Origin of the sequence: Streptomyces sp. GD-15H, assembly GCF_045291515.1 — a bacterium.
Classification (GTDB): Bacteria; Actinomycetota; Actinomycetes; order Streptomycetales; family Streptomycetaceae; genus Streptomyces.
This window is the reverse complement of sequence record NZ_CP149447.1, coordinates 4,175,463-4,195,965: the sequence shown is the minus strand read 5'-3', so window position 1 is coordinate 4,195,965 and position 20,503 is coordinate 4,175,463. Positions and strand designations below refer to the sequence as shown.

Here is a 20,503-nt window from a genome sequence, read left to right as displayed (position 1 = left end):
GCCGGTGACCCGTCTCGACCCGCGTGGGTCCGCCAACAGGGCGCTGTTGGTCGGTGTGTCCGAGTACGACCTCACGGATCCGCCGCACGGTGTGCCCGGCAACCTCCCCGCCGTCAAGCACAACGTGAACCGGTTGCGCGAAGTGCTGGCGCGCGGGCGGGTGTTCGGCGAGCACGAGATCACGGTCGCCCACTCGCCCTCCCAGGATGAGTTCGGGCGGGCGCTGCGCTCGGCCGCCGAGAGGACCGAGGGGGTGCTGCTGCTCTACTTCGCCGGGCACGGCGCCATCCCCAGCGCCGGCGACGAGTTGTTCCTGCAGATGCGCAACGCGAGCGTGGTCGCGGGTGGGACAGCGGTGTTCCCGGGCGCGGAGACATTCACCACCGTGCTGGCGGTGCTGGCCACCAGCCCGGCCCGGCGGATCGTGGTGATCCTGGACTGCTGCTTCGCGGGTAACGCGGCCTGGATCCGGGAGACCCTGAGCGACAAGCACCGCATACTCCTGCTGATGAGCGTGCAGGCCAACCACCGTATCGACGCGGGCAAGCCGCGGACCCCGACGCCGTTCACCGCCGAACTCGTACGGCTCCTCGACGAGGAGGGCGAGACGGGTTTCCTGGATCTCTCCGAGCGGATAAGGAAACGGATGGCCGCCCGCCGCCACCGCACCCTGCGCGGTGACAAGTGGGAGCCGCAGTGGCGCGCGGAACCCGCCGAGGACGTCCTGCTGATGGCGAAGCCGGGCGGCCCGGTCCCACCGGCCCCACCGGCCCCACCGGCCCCACCGGCCCCACCGGTGGGGGAGACGGGAGAGGTGAGGGAGGCGGAAGACCCGGAGCAGCCCTCGGAGGGACCCGGTGCGGACGACGCCGTCGACACGTCAAGGCCCACCTCAAGGTCCATGCCCGGCGCCCGCGGCCCCGCGTCCTCGCGGGCCCCTGCCCCTCTCACCGCCCTCCTCGGCCTCCTGGTCCTCGCCCTGCTCGTCGCCGGCACCTACGGCGTGATCGGACTCATCGGACACGTCCGGGGCGGCGGCACCGCCTGTGCCCCAGCTCTGGAGCTGCGCGTCCTGGCCGACCCGGACCTGGAGCGGACGATCCGGACCGCCGCCGACGCCCATCTGACCTCGAAGGCGAACACCACGGACGACGGTTGCCGGCGCACCGGCATCACGGTCTACAGCGCGGGCTCCTCCGACGTCGTCACCGCGCTGCGTGAGCAGACCGGGGCCTGGCAGGAGCCCCATGACGAGGAGACCAACCCGCAGCGGGACATCGGGCCGCAGCCGGACATCTGGATTCCCGCCTCCCGCGCCGACTTCGCCCGGGTCGTGGCCGGCCAGGACACCAATGCCGTGGCCGTTCCGGAGGCCGCCGACGAGCCCCTGGCCTACTCCCCGGTCGTGCTGGCCGTCCCGGAGGACATCGCAGGCAAGGACGTGGACACCCGTACCGGCCTGACCCTGAACCGCATGATCAGCGACTTGGCCGAGCGCGACGAGAAAGCGCGGGTGCAGCGCCCCGACCCCGAGTTCACCGACGTCGGACTCCTCGCCACGATCGGTCTGTACGCCGGGAACGCGTCCCCCCTCACCGCCGAACACCTGGTCGCCCAGGCGGGCCCGCCCTCCCCCACGGCCGCCGAACTGTTGTGCACCCTGCCCGACAAGGATGAGGTGGACGACCACACCGCCGCCCTGGTCCCCGAGTTCCTGATGCGCAGCGGTGTCGGCTGCGACCGCACCACGCGCACCGCGCGCATCGCCCAGTACCCCGAGGACGTCCCCGGTGTGGCACCGGTGTTCGTGCGCATCCGTTGGCAGGGCGCCGACCGGGACGAGAGCGCCCGCGACACGTCGGTCGCCGCCTTCCAGGACTGGCTGACCGGAGAGCAGGGCCGCGAGGTGTTCGCCCGCGACGGCTTCCGCGCCCCCTACGAATGGAAGCTGATGGACCCGGGGAAGGGCACCGACGGCATGCTGCCCCAGCCCACCGGGCTCGACCGGTTCGCCGGGCGGGACGCGATGGAGGAGGCACTGGAGGAGTACCGGAAGGCGGGCGGTCCGGGGCGGGTGCTGTACCTGCTGGACAGCTCCGGTTCGATGAGGGAGCTGTGGAAGGGGGCGAGCGGCGCTCCCGGACTGCTGAAGCAGTCGCTGGGCGGACTCGGCGAAGAGGACGAGTACGGCGTGTGGGCGGTGGCGAACACCGGGGACCGGGCGTACGAGACGCTGCTGCCCCTCGCCCGGCACCGGCGGGCCGACGCCGAGCGCGCCCTCGGCGCCCGGGCCCGGGTGCGGGACGCCGCGGCCGACCCGCACGCCGCCCTGCACGCCGCGTTCGAGGAGATGGAGCAGCCCGCGGCCGACAGCCGCCCGCGGCTGATCGTGTACATCACGGACGGTGAGGACAGCGACGAGCTCGGCGGGGACCGCCGGGAGGACATCCTCGCCGCGGCGCGGATATCCGACGTCCCGGTGACCGTGGTGTCCCTGGCGAACGGCGGCTGCGACCGGAACCGGGCGGACCGCCGGATCGCCGACGCGAGTGACGGGCGCTGTCTGGACGCCGGCGACGACCTGGGCGCGGCCCTGCGCGACGAGGTGGCACGCACCGGAACGGGGACAGGCTGATGACCGGACGGCTCACCGCCCCACCGACCCGGACGCCCGTCCTGTGGCCGGCTCTGCTGACGGTCCTGCTGCTGGTCGCCGTCGCCGCCTGCACCGGCGGTACGGACGCCGGCGCGGGCGGCGTCGACGGCGGCCCCACCGTGTCCGCCTCGGGCGACATGGAAGGCGTCATCGTGGTCGCCAGCGGCCGGGACGTCACCGGCAAGAACGGCATACGCCAGCAGCTCATCGACGCCTGGAACCAGCGTCAGCAGCGGGAGAACTCCGGCTTCCGGGCCCGCCTGGTCGAGCTCCCCGGCAGCGCCGACGAGCAGCGCAGCCAGTTGCTCGCCGCCCTGCAGTCCCGCAGCGCCGACTACGACGTGGTCAACCTGGACGTCACCTGGGTGCCGGAGTTCGCCACCGCCGACCTGATCGAGCCGCTGCCGCACGACCTGGTCGACCCCGACATCATCCCGTCGGTGGCCGGCACGGCCCGGTGGGACGGGAAGGTGTACGCGGTGCCGTTCAACAGCGACGTCGGTCTGCTGTACTACCGGCGCGACTACCTGGAGCGGGCCGACGTCGAGCGGCCCGACCTCGGCGCCGACCTCACCTGGAACGAGCTGCGGGGCCTCATCGACATCCTGGACGCCCGCCCCGCCGCCGACGTCTACGAGAAGGGCTGGACCACCCAGCTCGCCGCCTACGAGGGCCGTACGGTCAACGCGGTCGAGGCGTTCGCCTCCGCGGTGCCGGACCTCGAGCTGGTCGACGAGGAAGGCCGCTACGCCGCCGACGTCGACGACCTGACCGACGGGATCGCGGAGCTGCGCCGCCGCACGGAGACGGCGTACACCCTCCAGGACGCCGCCGAGTCCGACGAGGCCGCCTCGCTGAGCGACTTCGTCGAGGGCCGCACCGCGTTCCTGCGGCACTGGCCGTCGGAGTACCGCACCCTGTACCGGACCTTCTCCGAGGAGCGGCTCGGCGTCGTCCCGCTGCCCGGCCGGGCGGTGCTCGGCGGCCAGAACCTCGCGGTGACCGGGGTGTCACAGCGCAAGGACAAGGCGGCCGACCTGATCCGGTTCCTCACCGGCAAGGAGAGCGAGCGCTGCCTGCTGGACGCGGGTTTCGCGGCGACGCGTGTCTCGGCCTACGAGGACGACGGCGTGCGGTGCGCCGCGGTCGCCCCCGCGCCCTCCGCGTCCCCCACGGGCGAGGGCGCCGACCCGGCCCCGCGGGACGGGGAGGGCCGCCCCGCCTATGCCCGCGACATCCTCCTGCCAGGCCCTGGAGAAAGCGGTCCACCGTCCGAGGACCCCGCTGTACGGCGCGCTCACCCAGACGTTCATCGCGCGGCTCGCCCCGCTGCACGGCGACGACGTGCCCACGGACGAGGAGCTGGCCGAACGGCTGGACGCGGCCCTGCGCAAGGCCCTGCCGCACTGAGGGCCGCGAGCCGGCTTGATTCGCCGGGCAGGCCCTAGCGGACGGCGGCCTTCACCGGGTTCGTGGTGCGCTGCTCCGACTCCTCGGGGTGAGCGGCCTTGGCCGGGCCCGCATTGGCTGCCAGGACCAGTGCGGCGACCGCGGCGACGGCCGCGACGAAGCCTCTGGCATAACGCCTGGTGGTGCGAATGCGTTCCAGCACGGCGACCTCGCAACAGCGATGGGTTGAGCGGTTCAATCCGCGCTTCAACCTAGGGGCTGGCGGACTCGGACGGCAAGGGCTGCAAGGCTGGAGCGGGCGGGCGCGGCCGGCGACCTGGCCGACCTGTGCCGCCTCCTCGGCGATCTGCCTCGCCGCACCGGCCGCGCCGAAGCCGCGCTGGACGCCTACCGCACCGGTCTCGGCCACCGCACGGCCCCGGGCACCACGACCCTGGGCCCGGCCCCGGCCCAGCCACCGGTCTGAGCGGGAGCCCCGTGGGCGTATGGCCGGGCGCCCGATTGCCCAAAGTGCCTGACGAGGACGTGGCCGTGCTCATTCTCCTCGGCGTCGTGCTCCTCGGCGTCATCACCCTCCAGGGAAACATCTCCCGGGCCGACCGCCGTGTCGCCCGTGTCGAACACAGGTTCGACCTCGTACTCGAGCACTTGGAGCTGCGCGAGGAGGTTCCGGGCCGGGACGAGAGCGTCGCGCTCGTGCGGGAGGGCAAGACGATCCGGGTGGTCAAGGCGTACCGCGACGCCACCGGGGCGAGCCTGGCCGAGGCCAAGGAGGCCGTGGACCGTCTGGGCTGAGTGGTACCGGGTGGCCGGAACCGCGGTCAGGCCTGTGCGCGCCCCTGCTTCCTGATCTCCGTCAGCCGGTCCGCCCCGAACTCCGCGACCACCTGCGTGAGTTCGGACAGAACCTCGCCGAAGCCGCCGTTGGTGAGGGTGATGGTGTCCTCGCCGATGCGGACCATCGCGACGTCCAGGGTGAGATGCGTCGGTTCCCCGTCGGGCGTCTCGCCGGTCATGCTGACCCGCAGCGCCTGCCGCGCGTCCCCGGTCTCCGACAGCCGCAACGCGTCGACCTCGACCTCCTGCACGCCGTCCCGCTTGGTCGTCGCCTTGAACTCCCCGCACTTCTCCGGCAGTCCGCCGAGCCACTTCAGCGTGCGGTCCACGTCGGCGGGCCGGTACGCGGCGACCTGGTACCGCAGTTGGGCGCCGTTGTAGGCGTCGTCCAGGGTGACCACGGCCTGCGGTCCGGTCGGCGTGCCGAACAGCTCCTCGGTGTAGAGGACGTCGAGCAGGCGCCGGCAGTCGGCGTTCTCCGTGCTCGCCTTGAGCAGCCCGTCCCGCCAGGTCGCCACGCCCCGCGTCGGCACCCAGGGCTGCCCCAGGTCCGTCTCCGTGATCAGCGCGGCCCGGACCTGCTCCTCGCTCAGCCCGGCGTCGGCCGGTGACGCGGAGGGCTGCTCGGCGGCCGGCACGGCGGAGGACGGCGGGGCCAAGGACGAGGCCGGGACGGAGACGGACGGGGGCACCACCCTCCCGGCCCCGCCCTGGCCGCCGACGGAACAGGCGGCCGTGGTCAGCAGCGCGGACACCGACAGCGCGGAGGCGAGAAGGGCGCGGGCGGCGGCCTGGGCGTGCGTCATCGAGGTGCCTCCTGGTGGAGCCGGGCTGCTGCTGTGTTCTGCTTGCCCAGGGTCGGGACGTGCTCTTACGGCACCACCGAGCCGCCAGCCCCACCAGCGCGGCGGTCCGTCCGGGTGAGCGCGCGGGGAAACTGTCCCCGTCCCCTTCCCGCTCCCTTCCCGCTCTCTTCCCGCCCCTGACCTTCCCCGACCCCGCGCCCCGAAGGAGTCCGCGCCGTGACGAACGGCCCGCCCATCCCGGTGATCATCGACTGCGACACGGGTGTCGACGACGCCCTGGCCCTGCTGTTCGCCGTCCGCCACCGGGGGATCGACCTGCGCGCGGTGACCTGTGTGGCCGGCAACACGGACGTGGACGGCGTCGTCCGCAACACGCTCACCGTGCTGGAGCAGGCGGGCGCGCCCGGCATTCCGGTCGCCCGGGGCGCCGAGCGCCCGCTGATCGAGGCCCCGCGTTCCGCACGGCACGTCCACGGCCACGACGGGATGGGCGACCTCGGCCTGCCCGCCCCGCGGCGCACCCCGGTGGACGTGGACGCGGTGACCCTGCTGCGCCGCGAGATCCTCGCCTCCCCGCGCCCGGTCACCCTGGTGCCCACCGCCCCGCTGACCAACATCGCGCTGCTGCTGCGGACGCATCCCGAGGTCACCCGCAACATCGAGCGGATCGTGTTCATGGGCGGCGCGGCCGGCGCCGGCAACGCCACCCCGGTGGCCGAGTTCAACGTCTGGCACGATCCGGAGGCCGCCGCGATCCTGCTCACCGCGGGGGTGCCGATCACGATGTACGGCCTGGACGTGTTCCACCGGGTCGTCGTCCCGGCGGCCGAGGTGCGCAGGCTGCGCGCGAGCACCGAATCGGGAGCCCGACTGGCCGGCGACCTGCTGGCCCACCGGCCCGCGACCCCCGGCAGCGCCCCCGGCGACCCCACCGAGGACGCGGGCGGGCTCGGCGACGCGGGCGCGCTGTGCGCGGTCGCCGACCCGGAGGGCCTGACCACCCACCGGCTCCCCGTCGAGGTCTCCCTCGGCCCCGGCCCGGCCCGCGGCCAGACCGTGGTCGACCGCCGCCCCCGTATCGGCGAGTCCGAACTGCACGAGGGCACGCGCGAGCAGTGCCTGGTGGACGTCGGGCTGGACGTGGACGTACAGCGCTACGTGACGCTCTACCTGGCGACCGTCGCGGGAGGCGGGCCCGGGGCACGGCAGTAGGCCCGCTGTCCGTCGCAGACACCTCTGCCGCCTCCGCGGTGCTGCCCCCGAACCCGGACGCCCGGCCCGCGGGGGACGGGCCGGGCGCGTATGCGGGCGCTGCCGGCTACTGGCTACTGGCTGCTGGTGCCGGTGCGCTTGCGGCGGGTGGCCACGACGAGCGCCGGGCTGCCTGCCAGCAGGACCGCCGCGCCGATCGCGAACGGGCCGGTGTTGCTGTCGGCGCCGGTCTCCGCGAGGTTGTCGCTGCCGCCGTTCGGCGAGGCCCCCGGTTCGGTGGCCGGCTCGGAGGGGGACTGGGTGGGTGCGTCGGTGCTGGGCGTCGTGGACGGCTCGCCCGGCGCCCCGGAGGCCGGCGGAGTGGTGTCCTCGGCGGGCTCGGACGGCTCCGGCGCGGAGGTGGACGGCTCGGGGGCCTGCTCCTCGGGCGGGGTGTCGGCGGTGCAGTCCTTCGTGCCGCCGTTCCAGGCCGCGATCAGTCTGTCAGCCTGCTGCGAAGCATGGGGAGTTGCATGCTCTTCACGCCTCCGTCACACAGGGAAGGAATGCCTCCGCTCCGCCCGTGTGTTCACTTTCACGGTGTTCTGGACAGATTCATGCTGTCATCCGCACCCGTCCGGAGGAGACCGCGTGACCGACCGCATCAATCCGCCCGCCCCCGGCCGACCCCGCCGACCTCCGCTCCGGCCGCACCCGTCACAGGCGTTCTGTCCGACGCCGCGCCCGACCTCTCCTCGCGCCACCCCGACTGGTGGCGGCAGGCCGTCGTCTACCAGGTCTATCCCCGCAGCTTCGCTGACGCCGACGGCGACGGTCTCGGCGACCTGCGCGGCATCACCCGGCGCCTCACCCACCTCGCCACCCTGGGCGTGGACGCCCTCTGGCTGAGCCCGTTCTACCCCTCCGAGCTCGCCGACGGCGGCTACGACGTCGCCGATCCGCGTGACGTCGACCCGCGCCTCGGCACCCTCGACGACTTCGGCGCGCTGGTCGCCGAGGCCCACCGCCTGGGCCTCAAGGTGATCGTCGACGTCGTCCCCAACCACACCTCCCACCAGCACGTCTGGTTCCAGGAGGCGCTGCGCGCCGGCCCGGCTCCCCGGCCCGCGAGCGCTACGTCTTCCGCGACGGACGCGGTCCGCGGGGCGAACAGCCGCCCACTGACTGGCAGTCCGTCTTCGGCGGCAGCGCCTGGCGGCGGGTGCCCGACGGACAGTGGTACCTGCACCTCTTCGCCGCCGAACAGCCCGACCTGAACTGGGCGAACGAGGACGTCCGCGCCGACTTCCGCACCACCCTGCGGTTCTGGGCCGACCGGGGGGTGGACGGTTTCCGCGTCGATGTCGCGCACGCTCTCGCCAAGGACCTGGGCGAGCCGCTGCGCGACCTCGGCGCCCGCGAACCGAGCGGCGAGGCCGCCCTCACCGGGTTCCCGCCCGGCACCCACCCGTTCTACGACCGTGACGAGGTGCACGAGATCTACCGCGACTGGCGCAAGATCCTCGACGCCTACTCCCCGCCCCGCACGGCCGTCGCGGAGGCCTGGGTCCCCGGCGTCCGGCGCGCCCTGTACGCCCGGCCGGACGAACTGGGCCAGGCCTTCAACTTCGAGTACCTGCAAGCTCCCTGGGATGCGGAGGTGCTCCGCCAGGTCATCACCGACTCGCTCGCGACGGCCCGAGCGGCCGGCGCCTCGGCGACCTGGGTGCTCTCCAACCACGACGTCGTACGCCACACCTCACGCCTGATGCTGCCGCCGGGCACGGACGACAACGCCTGGCTGCTGTCCGGCGGACACATCCCGGCCGTCGACACCGCCGCCGGGCTGCGCCGGGCCCACGCGGCGACCCTGCTGATGCTGGCGCTGCCCGGCTCGGCCTACGTCTACCAGGGCGAGGAACTCGGCCTGCCCGAGGTCGCCGACCTGCCCACCGAGGTCCTCCAGGACCCGGTCTGGGAGCAGACCGGCCACGGCCGCAAGGGCCGCGACGGATGCCGGGTGCCGCTGCCCTGGACGACGACCGGACCGTCGTACGGCTTCGGCGCGGGGGGCGCCTGGCTGCCGCAGCCGCCGGGCTTCGGCGCGTACGCCGTCGAGGCGCAGGACGGGGTGCAGGCGCGGGACGGGGTGCCGGGCTCGACCCTGGAGCTGTACCGCGCGGCCCTGCGCCTGCGCCGCAAGCTCCAGGAGGGCGAGGCGCTGACCTGGGCGGAAGACACCCCCGCCGGGGTGCTGCGGTTCGACCGCAACGACGGCTGGCGCTGCGTGACCAACCTGTCGTCCGATCCCGTCCCCCTCCCCGCGGGCGAGGTCCTGCTGTCCAGCGCGCCCCTGACGGACGGCAGCCTGGACCCGGACACCACGGCGTGGCTGATCCCCGACCGGACGCCGGGCGCGCCCGCCTGACGCCCGGGGCCGTTCGCTCACACGTGCCCCGGGCCTCCACTGCCGAAGGCACCGCTGGATCCGGGCAGCCAGCGCCGCCGTTGCTGGTCCTTCCCGGTTCTGGTCGCGGAGTGATGAAGCTCGTAGGGCATGAGCCGTTCGCCGTCCCTGGACACCATCGGTATCTCGTCCGGCTCCCGCATCTCCCGCATCTCGCGGACCGCGCCGGTCTCCGGCAGCTTCGGCTGGTCCTCGGGGCTGGGGCGGTGTTCTTCTTGGTCCATGACCTTCATACCGACACGTACGGCCCAGATCAGCGCACCGGCCACGACCAGCCCGCCGACGAAGGCCACGAGCAGATTCAGTACTTGCTGACTCGCGGCCAGCAGTTCATACGGTGCCGTGTTCATGGTCCGATTATGGGTGAGGAAATGAGATAAAGCACCTGAATAGGTTATTTGTCCATTTGGGGGATTTCAGTGGGCGTCCAGCGCCGGGCCGGGCGCGACCCCGCCCCGTGCTCATTCGGCCGTTCCGGCGGGCGGCCGCCCCCGTACCATGACAGATTGCTGACAGTGGGAAGGCCGGGACGGGCCGTCGCGTCCCCACGTGTGCAGCTCGGGGCCCGGCCCCGGCCTTCCCACTCGCCTCACCCCGGCCGGGAGACCGTCTTCCGTCCCACAGGGATGCCTGCGGGACCGGCGGCGTCGGTGCCTTCCGTGCGCGGCGGCTCCCGGAAGAGCCGGCCCGGCCACCAGAACCAGCGGCCGAGGTCCAGGGCGAGGGCGGGAACCAGGACCGTACGCACGAGGAACGTGTCCAGCAGGACGCCGATGCCGACGAGGACACCCATCTGCGCCATGGTCACCAGCGGCAGCCCCGCGAAGACGGCGAACGTGGCGGCCAGGACGATGCCCGCGGACGTGATGACGCCTCCGGTGCTGGTCAGCCCCTCCAGAACGCCACGGGCGTGGCCGAGGCGACCGACCTCCTCCTGCACGCGATGCATGAGGAAGATGTTGTAGTCGATCCCGAGGGCGACCAGGAACACGAAGCCCATGAGCGGGACCGACCAGTCGATGCCCGCATGACCCAGCACGTGCTCGAACAGCAGGTGGGAGGCGCCGAGCGCGGCGACGTACGACAGCACCACCGTGGCCAGCAGCAGCACGGGCGCGACCAGGGCGCGCAGCAGCCACACCAGGACGGCGAGGACGACCAGGAGGACGACCGGGACGACCGTCGTCAGGTCGCGGTCGGCGGCCCGCTCGGTGTCGAGGCTCTCCGCGGTGGTGCCGCCCACCAGGGCGTCCGCGCCGCCCACCGCGTGCACGGCGTCGCGCAGATCGTCGACGGTGTCCTTGGCGGCGTCGCTGTCCGGGGCGTTAGCCAGCACCACCGACAGCGTGGTGAGCTCCCCGTCCGGGGTGCGGTCGCCACCGGGCTCGACCCGGGCGACCCCGGCGACCTCCGCTGCCGCCGCCCGGACCTGGTCGGCCCGGTCGCTGCGGGTGATGATCTGTGCCGGGTCCGAGGCGCCCGACGGGTAGTGCTCCGAGATCCGCTCCTGCGCGACGACCGACTCGGGCTTCTCCTGGAACCTCTCCGCCTGGGTGAGTCCCAGGGAGACCCCGGTGGCACCCAGCGCGAGCACACCGGTGACCGCGACCGACATCAGCCAGGACCAGCGCGGGCGCAGCGCCACGGCGGACCCGATACGGGACCAGACGGTGCGTGCCTTGCGGGCGGGTGTGCCGTACCGGGGGACGAAGGGCCAGAACACCCAGCGGCCCGCGAGGACGAGCAGCGCGGGCAGGATCGTGACCATCGCGAGGAAGGCGCAGACCACGCCGACCGCGCCCACCAGGCCCAGCGAACGCGAGGAGTTGATGTCGGCGAGGGCCAGACAGGCGAGTCCCGCCGCGATCGTGCCGGCCGAGGCGAGGATCGCGGGGCCCGAGCGGAGCAGGGCGGTCCGCATCGCGGCGTGCCGGTCCTCCTGGCGGTGCAGCTCCTCGCGGTAGCGGGCGATGAGCAGCAGTGCGTAGTCGGTTCCGACGCCGAAGACCAGCACCATCAGCACGCCCGCGCTCTGCGGGTCGACGGGCAGGGAGGCGTGGCGGGCCAGCAGATAGGTGCAGGCCTGGGTGAGCACGGCCGCGAAGCCGACCGAGAGCAGGGGGAACAGCCACAGCACCGGGCTGCGGTAGGTGAGGAGCAGCAGCACGGCCACGACCAGGCCGGTGGCGATCATCAGGGTGGAGTCGAGGTCTTCGAACACCGCGACCGAGTCGGTGAGGGAACCGGCGGGGCCGCCGACCTCGACGTCGGTGCCGGGCGGGGCGTCGGCCCCGGCGATCTCACGCAGCTCGTCCACCTTGGCGATGATGTCGTCCTCGCTGTCCAGCGGAACCACCGTCATGAGTGCCTTGCCGTCCTCGGACGGGATCGGCCCGGCCGGCTCCTCGCCCGCGGGAACGAACCGCGCGAGGCCGGCGCGGTCGGCGTCCGCCGCCTCCTTCGCGCCCGCCCCGGTGTAGACGACGACGGCGGGAATGATCGTGTCCGTACGGAACCTCTCCAGCTCCGTGTTGACGCGCGCGGACTCGGCGCCGTGCGGGAGGAGGGCGTTGGCGCCGGTGTCCTCGACGTCGCCGAGCTTCCCGGCGAGCGGGCCGAGCGCGACGACCGCGATCAGCCAGGCCACCAGCACCAGCCTCCCCCAGAGGGGGGAGCCCCAGCCGCGCCGCCCGCCGGCCGCACGCGCGGCGCGCTGCAACAAGGCACGCATGAGTAGTCTCCTTCGTGTGGAGTGCACCGCCGGCCGACGACGGTCGGCGCGGGGCGCACGGGATCCGCACCGCGGCGCACAGGGTGTGACGACCTGCCGTGGTGTCGGGGATGGGTGTGTCCGGGGCGATGTGCTTCCTCGGTACGGCCGGGAGTTGCCGCTCCCGGCCGTACGCACGCGGTGCACACGCGTGTGCTCACTCGATCTCGCGCATCATCTTCTCCATCGAGCCGACCGCGAGCCGGGTCTGCGTCAGCTCGTCCAGCAGCTGCCGCTGCTCGTCGGCGGTGCGGCGCTGCAACTCCACGGTGTCCTCCAGGAGTCGGGCGTACCGGGCGGCGAGTTCCTTGTACTGCTCCTCACGCGCGGCCAGCATCCGGGCCCGCCAGGTGGCCGCGACCTGCCAGACGATCACGATCATCAGGGTGAAGAACCCGGCCGCGCCGACGGCACCGACCAGGACACCCAGTTCTTCGGCTCCGGCGGCCTGCGTCACCAGTTCGTCGTTCACTTCGCATCCTCTTTCGGGCTTCGGTCCGACCGGCTCTCGACGGTGTCAGCGGCCTCCGCCCCGGCGTCGGCGTCGGTGAGCGTCGCGGCCGCGTGGGCTATGACGTGCGGGGTGAGCTCGTAGACGAACGGCGTGACGTCGTAGTACTTCATCGCCTTGCCGTCCTCCGCGAGTTCGCGCGTGCCGGTGACGAGGCCGGCCGCCTCCAGCCGCTGCAGATGCATGTGCAGCAGCGGGCGGCCCATGCCGATCTCGCGGGCCAGGGCGCTGACGTAGTTCCGGTTCTGGAGGAGCGCCGCGACGATGCGCATGCGGTGCGGGTTGCCGAGCGCGGACAGCACCTTCAGCAACTCGTCGCCCGTGGTGGCCACGGGCGGGACCTCAGGCATCGCGGCCACCTTCCCTCGTACCTGTCAGGAAAGGCTGACAGGTGCGAGGGGGCCCGTCAAAGTTCTCTGACACATCTCCGGGTCGGTTGGGGGACATCTCGGGGTCGGCTAGGGCCTGTGTGATGTTGTGATCAATCGGCCGCTTGCAGGAGATCTCCGATCCAGATCATCGAGGCGCGGAGTTCGAGGCCGGCGAGGTAGCTCTCGGGCGTCTTGTCGAAGCGTGTGGCGATGCCGCGCCAGTCCTTCAGCCGGTTGATCAGTCGCTCGACGGTGTTGCGGTCACGGTAACGATCGGCGTCGTACGTGACGGGACGGCCGCCCCTGCTGCCCTTCCTCTTGCGGTTGGCGGCCTGGTCCTTCTTCTCCGGGATGACCGCCCTGATGTGCCGTTTGCGCAGGTAGGCGCGGTTGGCGCGGGACGAGTAGGCCTTGTCCGCGGCGACCGCGCCGGGCCGGGTGCGGGGCCGGCCGACCGGCCCGCGGACCCGGACCTTGTTCAGCACGGGGATGAACTGCGGGCTGTCCGCGGCCTGCCCGGCGGTCAGCACGAACGACAGCGGCCGGCGCTTTTGGTCGGCGGCGAGGTGAATCTTGCTGGTCAGTCCGCCGCGGGACCGGCCGAGCAGGGCTTCCTTCAGGCGGAGCCTGCGTCGGCGGCGGACGCGCCGGCGTTCTTCCCGCTCGGGCCCGTTTCCGCCGTCCCGCCCGTTCTGTTCCGCCTTGTCGCCCCCTTTTGCCGGGCCTGTTCCTGCTCGGCGGCGGCCTCCTCGAGCGCCTCCATGACCTCCTGGCCGACGAGCATCCCGGCGGCGTCGTGGTGGGCGCGGACGGTCGTGGAGTCCACGCTGACCAGGGACAGGTCCGTTTTGCCCCGGCAGGCGGCCTCGGCGATCAGGCCCTCCAGCAGGGCGGTGAAGACACCGGCGTTCCGCCAGAGCCGGAAGCGTCCGTAGACGGTCGGCCAGGGGCCGAACTCGCCCGGCATCTCCCGCCACTGCGCGCCCGTCCTGAACCGCCAGATCACCCCCTCGAACTGATCCCGCAGCCGCTCGGGGTACGGGCCGTACTCGCCTATCGGCAGGAACGGCTCGATCAACTTCCACTGTTCTTCGGTGAGTTGTCTGCGCGTCACGATTGTCTTCCTACCGGATCCGCCTTCCAGGCGGATCCGGACCGGCAAGACTGATCACAACATCACACAGGCCCTAGGGGACGGCTCGGGGGACGCGTCGCGGACCTGCCGCCAGATCATCCCTCGGCCGTGCCGTCCACGGCGTGCGCATGACGGCGGTGCGCGCCGTGCGCACTGCCCGTGATCATCCTGTTTCTGCCGGAACATCGCCGACTGCGCGCTTCGCGTACCAGAGTTTCGGCTGCGTTGAATGCGTGTCATGGCACGCACGGTGCGTGGCGAGCAGTCGAGGGAGGGGTCTGTCTGTCCCGCCGTGAGTTCGGGGGTTCATGTGCGAAATGGTCAAGGGGGCCGATGTCGGGTTGGCGACCCTGAGTGACACCGTCGATTCGGTGATCGCGAGTCTGGGGTGGGTCAGTCAGACCGGCGAGGGCGACGCGGACGTATCCGTTCTGCTGCTGGGCGCACACGGCAAGGTGCGCAGCGACGCCGACTTCTACTTCTACAACAATCCGGTGGCCGCCGACGGCGGCGTGGAACTCCTCGGCAAGAAGCCTGCCGGAGAGGGCAGCGAGGACCGGATCGTCTTCGATCTGACGGTGGACCCGAACGATGTCGAGCGGATCGTCGTCGCCGCGAGCCGGTACGAGGGCATGCGCTTCGATGAACTGGACGGCTTACAGGTCACGTTGGCCAACGGCTCGGGCGACGGCCTGCTCCGGTTTCCGATCGAGGGCGCCGGTTCGGTGAGCGCGTTCATCTTCGGTGAGCTGTACCGGCGGGCAGGTGAGTGGAAGTTCCGGGCCGTCGGACAGGGCTACGACACCGGTCTCGCCGGGCCGGCGACCGACTTCGGGGTCGACATCGACGACGACGAGGCTGAAGCGGTGGCAGCCGCGAGGGCCGACGAGGCGGAAGGTCCGCACGACCCGGCGGCAGTGGGCGGACCGACAACCGGGATCGAGATCCCGGCATCCGACCAGGGCTACCCCCTGACCCGGGCGAAGCGGCTCATCAAGTGGCTGAGCGAGGCGCCGGCCGACCTGCACATCGAGACGCTGGCCGATGCCGAGACGGGCGGGCCGCGGGGGACTCCGGAACGGCTACGGCCCGAGCCGGGTGACCTGCTGCCGAAGAACGGCACCCAGATCACCGGTTTCCGGCTGACTCTCTTCAAGGGCATGGGCAGCACCCGTGGCAACGCCGAGGCCGGGTTCATCCGCAGCGTGGACGACGCCGTCAACCGGTTCTATTCCACCGTCGTGGTTCACCTCGAGCGGCCGACGTCGCGGAAGGCCGTGCCGACGCCCGCGTGAGCGGCTCTGCCGGGACTGCCGGGTCGGTGGCACTCTGCCACCGTTCGGCTCTCCGGTCAGCCCAGGTGCACCGGCAGTTGTTTCAGGCCGCGCAGCAGGGTGCTCGTTCGCCAGGTGAGGTCCGTCGGGTCGGTCGCGAAGGTGAGGGAGGAACAGCGGTCGAGGAGGAGGCGAAGAGCGATCGTGGCCTCCGCGCGGGCCAGCGGGGCGCCGAGGCAGTGGTGGGGGCCGTGGCCGAAACCCAGGTGGCCCCGGGGGCGGCGGGTGATGTCGAAACGGTCGGGGTTCGGGAAGGCCAGCGGGTCGCGGGAGGCCGCCGCCAGCGACACCAGTACCGTGTCTCCGGCGTCGACGCGGGTGCCGGCCAGGTCCAGCTCTTCGGCCGCGAAGCGGAACGCGCCCGCGTGGACGGGGGAGTGGTAGCGCAGGGACTCCTCGACCGCCCCGCCGATGAGTGACGGATCGGCGCGGAGCCGGGCGAGCTGGTCCGGGTGGGCCAGCAGGCCGTGCAGGGTCGCCGAGATCAGGTTGACCGTCGTTTCGTGGCCGGCGACGAGGAGGAGGAAGGCCATCCCGAGCAGTTCCTCCGGCGTGAGGCCGCCGGCTTCGGGTTCGGGGAGGGGGCCTGCACTCGCGTCGTCGGTCATCGTGGCCAGGGCCGCGAGCAGGGAGTCGTCCGGGGTGCGGGTCTTCTCGGTGATCAGTTCGGTGAGGTAATCGGTCAGCGCGCTCGCCGAACCGGCGGCGGCTTCCTCACTGGTGGGCATGACCAGCTCGTTCGACCAGGTGTGGAAGGCCGCGCGATCCGCCATGGGCACGCCCAGCACCTCACAGATCACCGTGACGGGCAGCGGCAGCGCGTAACCGCTCACCAGGTCGGCGGTGCCTTGCTCGGGCAGCTCCGCGAGCAGTTCCCGCGTGACGGCCTTGATCCGCGGGCGCAGCCCGGCGATCCGGCCCGGCGTGAAGTGGCCCGCCACCAGCCGTCGCAGGCGCGTGTGCTGTGGTGGGTCGCTCTGGAGCATGTTGCGGCCGATGGCGTGGCCGCCGTCGGTCTCCCAGGTCGCGGAGTGCCGGATGTCGTTGCGCAGCCGAGGGTCGGTCAGAGCGTGGCGGACCGCCTCGTGCGTGACCACCAGCCAGCTTTCTCCGCCGGCGGGGACACGGACGCGGTGCACAGGACCCTTGGCGCGCAGCGCCGCGTAGACGGCGTACGGGTCGGCCGCCGGATCGAGGTCCTCGGGGACCGGCTCCTTCGGGGTGGGCGCTCGCATGCTGCCGTCCTTTCCGTGTCGGTCGTGTCGTTCCTCGGTTGGGGGGCTCGCCTCACCGACCGGGCCATGCACCGGTCATCGCGTCCGCGACGGCGGTCCCCTGGACGTGTCCCGCGCGGACGGTGTCCGGGCGTCGGGCGTCGGCCGTCATATCGCGGCCCGCGGCGCGGCGGGCCGTGGCGTCCGGCGTGACGAGGGTGACCGCGGCGCCCCCGGCCCTGAGATCGGCCGCCTGCCGCCTGCCGCCTGCCGCCAGGCGTCGGGACGCGGGCCGACGGCCGAGGGAATCGGCGTGGCGGCCAGCACCCACTCGTCACCGCGGGCCAGTTGGAGGCTGCCGGTGGAGCGGGTGCCGCCGTCGATGTCGGCACCGGCTTCCGCGAGACCGGCGAGCACCCCGGTCAGCCAGGCCCCGCCGACCGGACCTCCACCTCCGAGCACCAGCGCGGTCCCGCCCGTTCCGCCCATCAGGTATGCCCTCCGAGACTTCGAGGCAACTGAAATGGGGAACACTCCCCGTTTGGTGGCCCGACGATAACATCCTCACCGGGGAACGCTCCCCACTTCGTGCGAAGACGGATTGACGGAGGGGCGGACGGATGGATGGGTGGACGGAGGGACGGCCATGAGCGTCGGTGAGGACTTCACGGTTCCGGAGCCCGCGCCCCGGCAGCGGCGCGACGCCCGGCGTAACCGGGACCGGCTGGTGGCGGCGGCCCACGAGGTGTTCGCGGAGCAGGGGCTCGACGCACCGCTCGACGTGATCGCTCGCCGGGCAGGCGTCGGCAACGCGACGCTCTACCGGCACTTCCCCGCCCGCGCGGCACTCGTCGACGCCGTGTTCCGCGACCAGTTGACGGACACGATGGCGGCCGGCGAGCGGGCCCGAACCGCCCCCGACGCCTGGACGGGTCTGAGCGACTACCTCGGTGCCGTCTTCGGCGCCCTGGCCGACGACCGCGGCACCAACGACCTCATGACCACCCACCTGCCGGACGTCGAGTCCCTTCGGTCCGTGCATGCCCACAACCGCCGGACGGTGGAGCTGCTGCTCGCTCGGGGCCGGGAGGAGGGCACCGTGCGTCCCGACGTCACCACGGAGGACGTCCTGTTCGCCCTCGCCGCCCTCGGTCGCGCCGTACCGCCCCTCACCACGGCCACCACCTCCGACGCCTGGCGCCGCCCCCTCGCCCTGTTCCTCGACGGCCTGCGCACCGCCCCACCGCCGCCGCTGCCGGGCCGCGCCCTCACCGGTGTCGAGCTCGGTGCCGTGCTCCAGGAGATGGGTCCGCACCGGCCACGGCCCGGGGAGGGCTCGGAGGGTGGCCGCGGTACACGGACGGGTGCACGGACGGAGGTGCGTCGGACTCGGACACCGTGAACAGGGGCAGACATGAATATCTGTGTGCGCCGCGGTAGTTTTTCCGCCGAGGTGATGAGAGTTCTGGTGTGGGGGCCCGTCCCCGTGGCGGTCCGTGCCCCTGCGGTCCGCAGGAAGGTGCGCATGCCCCTGGAGAGCCGGCCGTATGTCGACGCCTCACAGCCGGACGACGCCCGGTTGCCCGTCGCCGACCGGCTCGACGACGACCATTTCCCGGCCTGCGCCATGGGCAGGGCCGCCGAACCGGGCGGAGCGACACCCGCCTTCCTCCGTGCCCTGGGCGAGACGGGGCTGATCACCCCGGCCGCTCGGAGGGCGGTCACCGCCGCTGCTCGCGCCGCCGGCTGAAGCTCGCCGCCAGGGTCCGCGAAGTCGTCGACCTGGAGGAGCGGCCGGAGCAGGTCGAGCGGGTCGGCGAGGGGCTGCGCCGACAGGGCGCGGATGTCGAGCGCCACCACTGAAAATCTGTCCCCGCTGGAACAGAAATCCAGTATCCGTCATGGAAATCTATTTCTTCAAACGCGCTGTCGGCATTATTTCTCGGTGATTTTCCTCGCTTGCCGTGGATATGGTCCATGCTAGGCTGACGTCAGTTGCAGTTGTGGTTGCCAGTTTGCTACCGGTTCTCCGGGCAGGTGATCATCGCGACGATGAGGGAATTCGTAAAGTGCGATTTCCCAGCACTGTCTCAGGAGATTTGATATGGCCACCGGTACGGTGAAGTGGTTCAACTCGGAAAAGGGCTTCGGCTTCATCGAGCAGGACGGCGGCGGCGCCGACGTCTTCGCTCACTACTCGAACATTGCCACCTCGGGCTTCCGTGAGCTCCAGGAAGGCCAGAAGGTGACCTTCGACGTCACCCAGGGCCAGAAGGGCCCGCAGGCGGAGAACATCGTTCCCGCCTGACCCGTACGTACGCGAGTACGCAGGGATTTCAGCAGGGGCCCGCACATCGGTGCGGGCCCCTGCTCCGTGTTTTCCGGACTCCGGCTCCCGCGCGTGTTTCCGGTGCCCGGAAAGGGCCGGCGAGTTGAGTCCGGCCCTTTCCGTTCGAGCGGCCGCTCGGCCGCCGGACGGGTGGCCGCGGTGTACGCGGTTCGGGTGAACGCGGGGATGCCGTAGCGGTGGGGTCAGGCCTGCTTGGGGCCGGTCTGCTGGACCACCTCGAAGGACCACAGCGTCGCCCCCGTGGCCGCGGGCTTGGGGCGGTCGTCCTGCGCGCCCTCACCGCCGTGCGCGGCCTGGGCGCGGCCCTCCATCCAGCGTTGGAAGTCCTCCTCGGTCCGCCAGCGGGTGTAGACGAGATAGGTGTCGGTGCCCTCCACCGGGCGCAGCAGCTCGAACCACTCGAAGCCGTCCGAACCCTCCACCGCTCCCGCCCGCGCGGCGAACCGCTGCTCCAGTGTCTCCCGCTGCTCTTCCGGGACCGTGAGTACGTTGATTTTGACGATGCTCATGCCCCGATTGTTCCGCAGTACGGCGCGGAACACGTGCGGGGGCGGTCAGCCGAGGCAGATCACCAGCAGGCACAGCTTGGCGTCGGAGTCGGACGAGCCCGGCGAGTTGTGCGAGGGCGTCGTGGGGGCCAACGTGGCGGGCTGCGAGCCGCTCCGGTCTCCCGACCCATCGCTCCCGCTGTCCCCGCCGCCTCCACCGCTGTCGGAGGCGGCCACGGGCGGACTCGTCGGACGGGTCACCGCACCGGAGTGGGAACCGGCACCGGAACCCTCGGAGCCGGAGTCGAAACCGACTTCTGTTCCCGAGCCGGTGGACGGCGAGGTGGTCCGGGGCGGGGGCGTCGCCGTCGTGGGCGCGCCGGTGGCGCGGTCCGGTCGGATGTTCGACGCGGTGGTGGGCGTCGACGCGAGGCCGGCCGACTGCGGGTCCGAGTCGTCGTCCGAGGCCGACTGCGAGGGCCGGTCCGGGGAGGACTGGTGCGTGCCGGGCGGGGTCGCCGGGGGCGCCGGGTCGCCGTAGTGGTCCGCGGGCCCGTCCGCACCGCCCATACCGGTGATCGCGGGTGCCGTCGCGGCCTGGGCACGGTCGCCGGAACCCCGGTCCATCGAGGCGAGGGTGAGACCACCGCCGACGAACGCCACCGCCGTGGCGACCAGGGCGCGGCGCTGGGTCTTCTTCCACCGCGCCAACTGCCGCCGCCGCGCCGCCCGTCCCGTGGGCGCGGACATCGCGGATATGGACATCGCGGATACGGACGCCGCCGCGGGGCCGGGGTCAGCCGTGGGCGGCGGGACCGGCCCGTCGCCGGCATATGCCGGCTGCGGTACGGATGCCGGGCCGGCATCCGTACCGACACCCGCGTCGGTACGTCCCATGACCCCCATGACCCCGGTGGCTCCCGCGTCCGGGGGTGTGGTCGTTGTCCCCGGGCCCGGGACCGA

At 72.4% G+C, this 20,503-nt stretch carries 17 protein-coding genes and 4 pseudogenes; 9 read left to right on the top strand and 12 right to left on the bottom strand.

Annotated elements, in window-relative coordinates; all coding sequences use genetic code 11:
* The first annotated feature begins 4 nt into the window (after nt 1-4).
* Nucleotides 5-2,635, top strand: coding sequence for a caspase family protein (locus WJ438_RS19635; protein WP_406726413.1), 2,631 nt, complete (start codon nt 5-7; stop codon nt 2,633-2,635).
* Complete coding sequence (locus WJ438_RS19630) at nt 2,635-4,104, top strand: extracellular solute-binding protein (protein WP_406726412.1); 1,470 nt, start codon at nt 2,635-2,637, stop codon at nt 4,102-4,104. The genes WJ438_RS19635 and WJ438_RS19630 overlap by 1 nt, the downstream gene beginning before the upstream one ends.
* Here WJ438_RS19630 and WJ438_RS19625 read toward each other — a convergent pair.
* A complete protein-coding gene (locus tag WJ438_RS19625; protein WP_406726411.1) occupies nt 4,101-4,268 on the bottom strand; it encodes a hypothetical protein in 168 nt (55 codons plus the stop codon). The genes WJ438_RS19630 and WJ438_RS19625 overlap by 4 nt on opposite strands.
* Before the next feature lie 308 nt (nt 4,269-4,576).
* Between WJ438_RS19625 and WJ438_RS19620 the strand changes: the two genes are divergently transcribed.
* On the top strand, nt 4,577-4,861 hold the full coding sequence (locus WJ438_RS19620; protein ID WP_406726410.1) for a hypothetical protein: 285 nt from the start codon (nt 4,577-4,579) through the stop codon (nt 4,859-4,861).
* Nucleotides 4,862-4,887: 26 nt separating this feature from the next.
* Here WJ438_RS19620 and WJ438_RS19615 read toward each other — a convergent pair whose 3' ends face one another.
* Entirely contained in the window at nt 4,888-5,709 is an 822-nt protein-coding gene (locus WJ438_RS19615; protein WP_406726409.1) for a hypothetical protein, read from the bottom strand.
* A 216-nt stretch (nt 5,710-5,925) separates the two neighbouring features.
* Here WJ438_RS19615 and WJ438_RS19610 point away from each other — a divergent pair, with 216 nt between their 5' ends.
* Entirely contained in the window at nt 5,926-6,921 is a 996-nt protein-coding gene (locus WJ438_RS19610) for a nucleoside hydrolase (RefSeq protein WP_406726408.1), read from the top strand.
* A gap of 113 nt (nt 6,922-7,034) precedes the next feature.
* Here WJ438_RS19610 and WJ438_RS19605 read toward each other — a convergent pair whose 3' ends face one another.
* Nucleotides 7,035-7,397, bottom strand: a complete 363-nt coding sequence (locus tag WJ438_RS19605) for an LAETG motif-containing sortase-dependent surface protein (RefSeq protein ID WP_406729741.1) — start codon at nt 7,395-7,397, stop codon at nt 7,035-7,037.
* Between the two features lie 231 nt (nt 7,398-7,628).
* On the opposite strand from WJ438_RS19605, the pseudogene WJ438_RS19600 reads away from it, so the two are divergent.
* Nucleotides 7,629-9,328, top strand: a pseudogene (locus WJ438_RS19600) (glycoside hydrolase family 13 protein).
* Between the two features lie 17 nt (nt 9,329-9,345).
* Here the strand turns inward: WJ438_RS19600 and WJ438_RS19595 are convergent.
* The 5 genes and pseudogenes from WJ438_RS19595 to WJ438_RS19575 all read right to left on the bottom strand — a co-directional run bounded on the left by WJ438_RS19595 (nt 9,346) and on the right by WJ438_RS19575 (nt 14,133).
* On the bottom strand, nt 9,346-9,717 hold the full coding sequence (locus WJ438_RS19595) for a DUF6479 family protein (protein ID WP_406726407.1): 372 nt from the start codon (nt 9,715-9,717) through the stop codon (nt 9,346-9,348).
* Nucleotides 9,718-9,956: 239 nt separating this feature from the next.
* Entirely contained in the window at nt 9,957-12,098 is a 2,142-nt protein-coding gene (locus WJ438_RS19590) for an MMPL family transporter (protein WP_406726406.1), read from the bottom strand.
* A gap of 196 nt (nt 12,099-12,294) precedes the next feature.
* Complete coding sequence (locus WJ438_RS19585) at nt 12,295-12,609, bottom strand: hypothetical protein (RefSeq protein ID WP_406726405.1); 315 nt, start codon at nt 12,607-12,609, stop codon at nt 12,295-12,297.
* Nucleotides 12,606-12,998 carry an ArsR/SmtB family transcription factor gene (locus WJ438_RS19580; RefSeq protein ID WP_406726404.1) on the bottom strand — a complete coding sequence of 131 codons (393 nt, stop codon included), beginning with the start codon at nt 12,996-12,998 and terminating at the stop codon, nt 12,606-12,608. Before WJ438_RS19580 ends, WJ438_RS19585 begins: the two co-directional genes overlap by 4 nt.
* Nucleotides 12,999-13,129: 131 nt before the next feature.
* A pseudogene (locus WJ438_RS19575) lies at nt 13,130-14,133 on the bottom strand (IS5 family transposase).
* 329 nt (nt 14,134-14,462) lie between these two features.
* Between WJ438_RS19575 and WJ438_RS19570 the strand changes: the two are divergent.
* Nucleotides 14,463-15,113, top strand: a pseudogene (locus WJ438_RS19570) (TerD family protein); the annotation flags it as partial.
* Between the two features lie 392 nt (nt 15,114-15,505).
* Here the strand turns inward: WJ438_RS19570 and WJ438_RS19565 are convergent.
* Together WJ438_RS19565 and WJ438_RS19560 are read right to left on the bottom strand one after the other, a co-directional pair.
* Nucleotides 15,506-16,723, bottom strand: coding sequence for a cytochrome P450 (locus tag WJ438_RS19565; RefSeq protein WP_406726403.1), 1,218 nt, complete (start codon nt 16,721-16,723; stop codon nt 15,506-15,508).
* A 147-nt stretch (nt 16,724-16,870) separates the two neighbouring features.
* Nucleotides 16,871-17,191 carry a hypothetical protein gene (locus WJ438_RS19560; protein WP_406726402.1) on the bottom strand — a complete coding sequence of 107 codons (321 nt, stop codon included), beginning with the start codon at nt 17,189-17,191 and terminating at the stop codon, nt 16,871-16,873.
* A 157-nt stretch (nt 17,192-17,348) separates the two neighbouring features.
* On the opposite strand from WJ438_RS19560, the gene WJ438_RS19555 reads away from it, so the two are divergent.
* The 3 genes and pseudogenes from WJ438_RS19555 to WJ438_RS19545 all read left to right on the top strand — a co-directional run bounded on the left by WJ438_RS19555 (nt 17,349) and on the right by WJ438_RS19545 (nt 19,010).
* On the top strand, nt 17,349-18,104 hold the full coding sequence (locus WJ438_RS19555) for a TetR/AcrR family transcriptional regulator (RefSeq protein WP_406726401.1): 756 nt from the start codon (nt 17,349-17,351) through the stop codon (nt 18,102-18,104).
* A 123-nt stretch (nt 18,105-18,227) separates the two neighbouring features.
* Nucleotides 18,228-18,565: pseudogene (locus WJ438_RS19550) on the top strand (MerR family transcriptional regulator).
* Nucleotides 18,566-18,806: 241 nt separating this feature from the next.
* Nucleotides 18,807-19,010 carry a cold-shock protein gene (locus tag WJ438_RS19545; protein ID WP_004985680.1) on the top strand — a complete coding sequence of 68 codons (204 nt, stop codon included), beginning with the start codon at nt 18,807-18,809 and terminating at the stop codon, nt 19,008-19,010.
* Between the two features lie 224 nt (nt 19,011-19,234).
* Here WJ438_RS19545 and WJ438_RS19540 read toward each other — a convergent pair whose 3' ends face one another.
* Nucleotides 19,235-19,561 carry an antibiotic biosynthesis monooxygenase family protein gene (locus WJ438_RS19540; protein WP_406726400.1) on the bottom strand — a complete coding sequence of 109 codons (327 nt, stop codon included), beginning with the start codon at nt 19,559-19,561 and terminating at the stop codon, nt 19,235-19,237.
* A 45-nt stretch (nt 19,562-19,606) separates the two neighbouring features.
* A complete protein-coding gene (locus WJ438_RS19535) occupies nt 19,607-20,290 on the bottom strand; it encodes a hypothetical protein (RefSeq protein ID WP_406726399.1) in 684 nt (227 codons plus the stop codon).
* Nucleotides 20,291-20,503 lie beyond the last annotated feature (213 nt).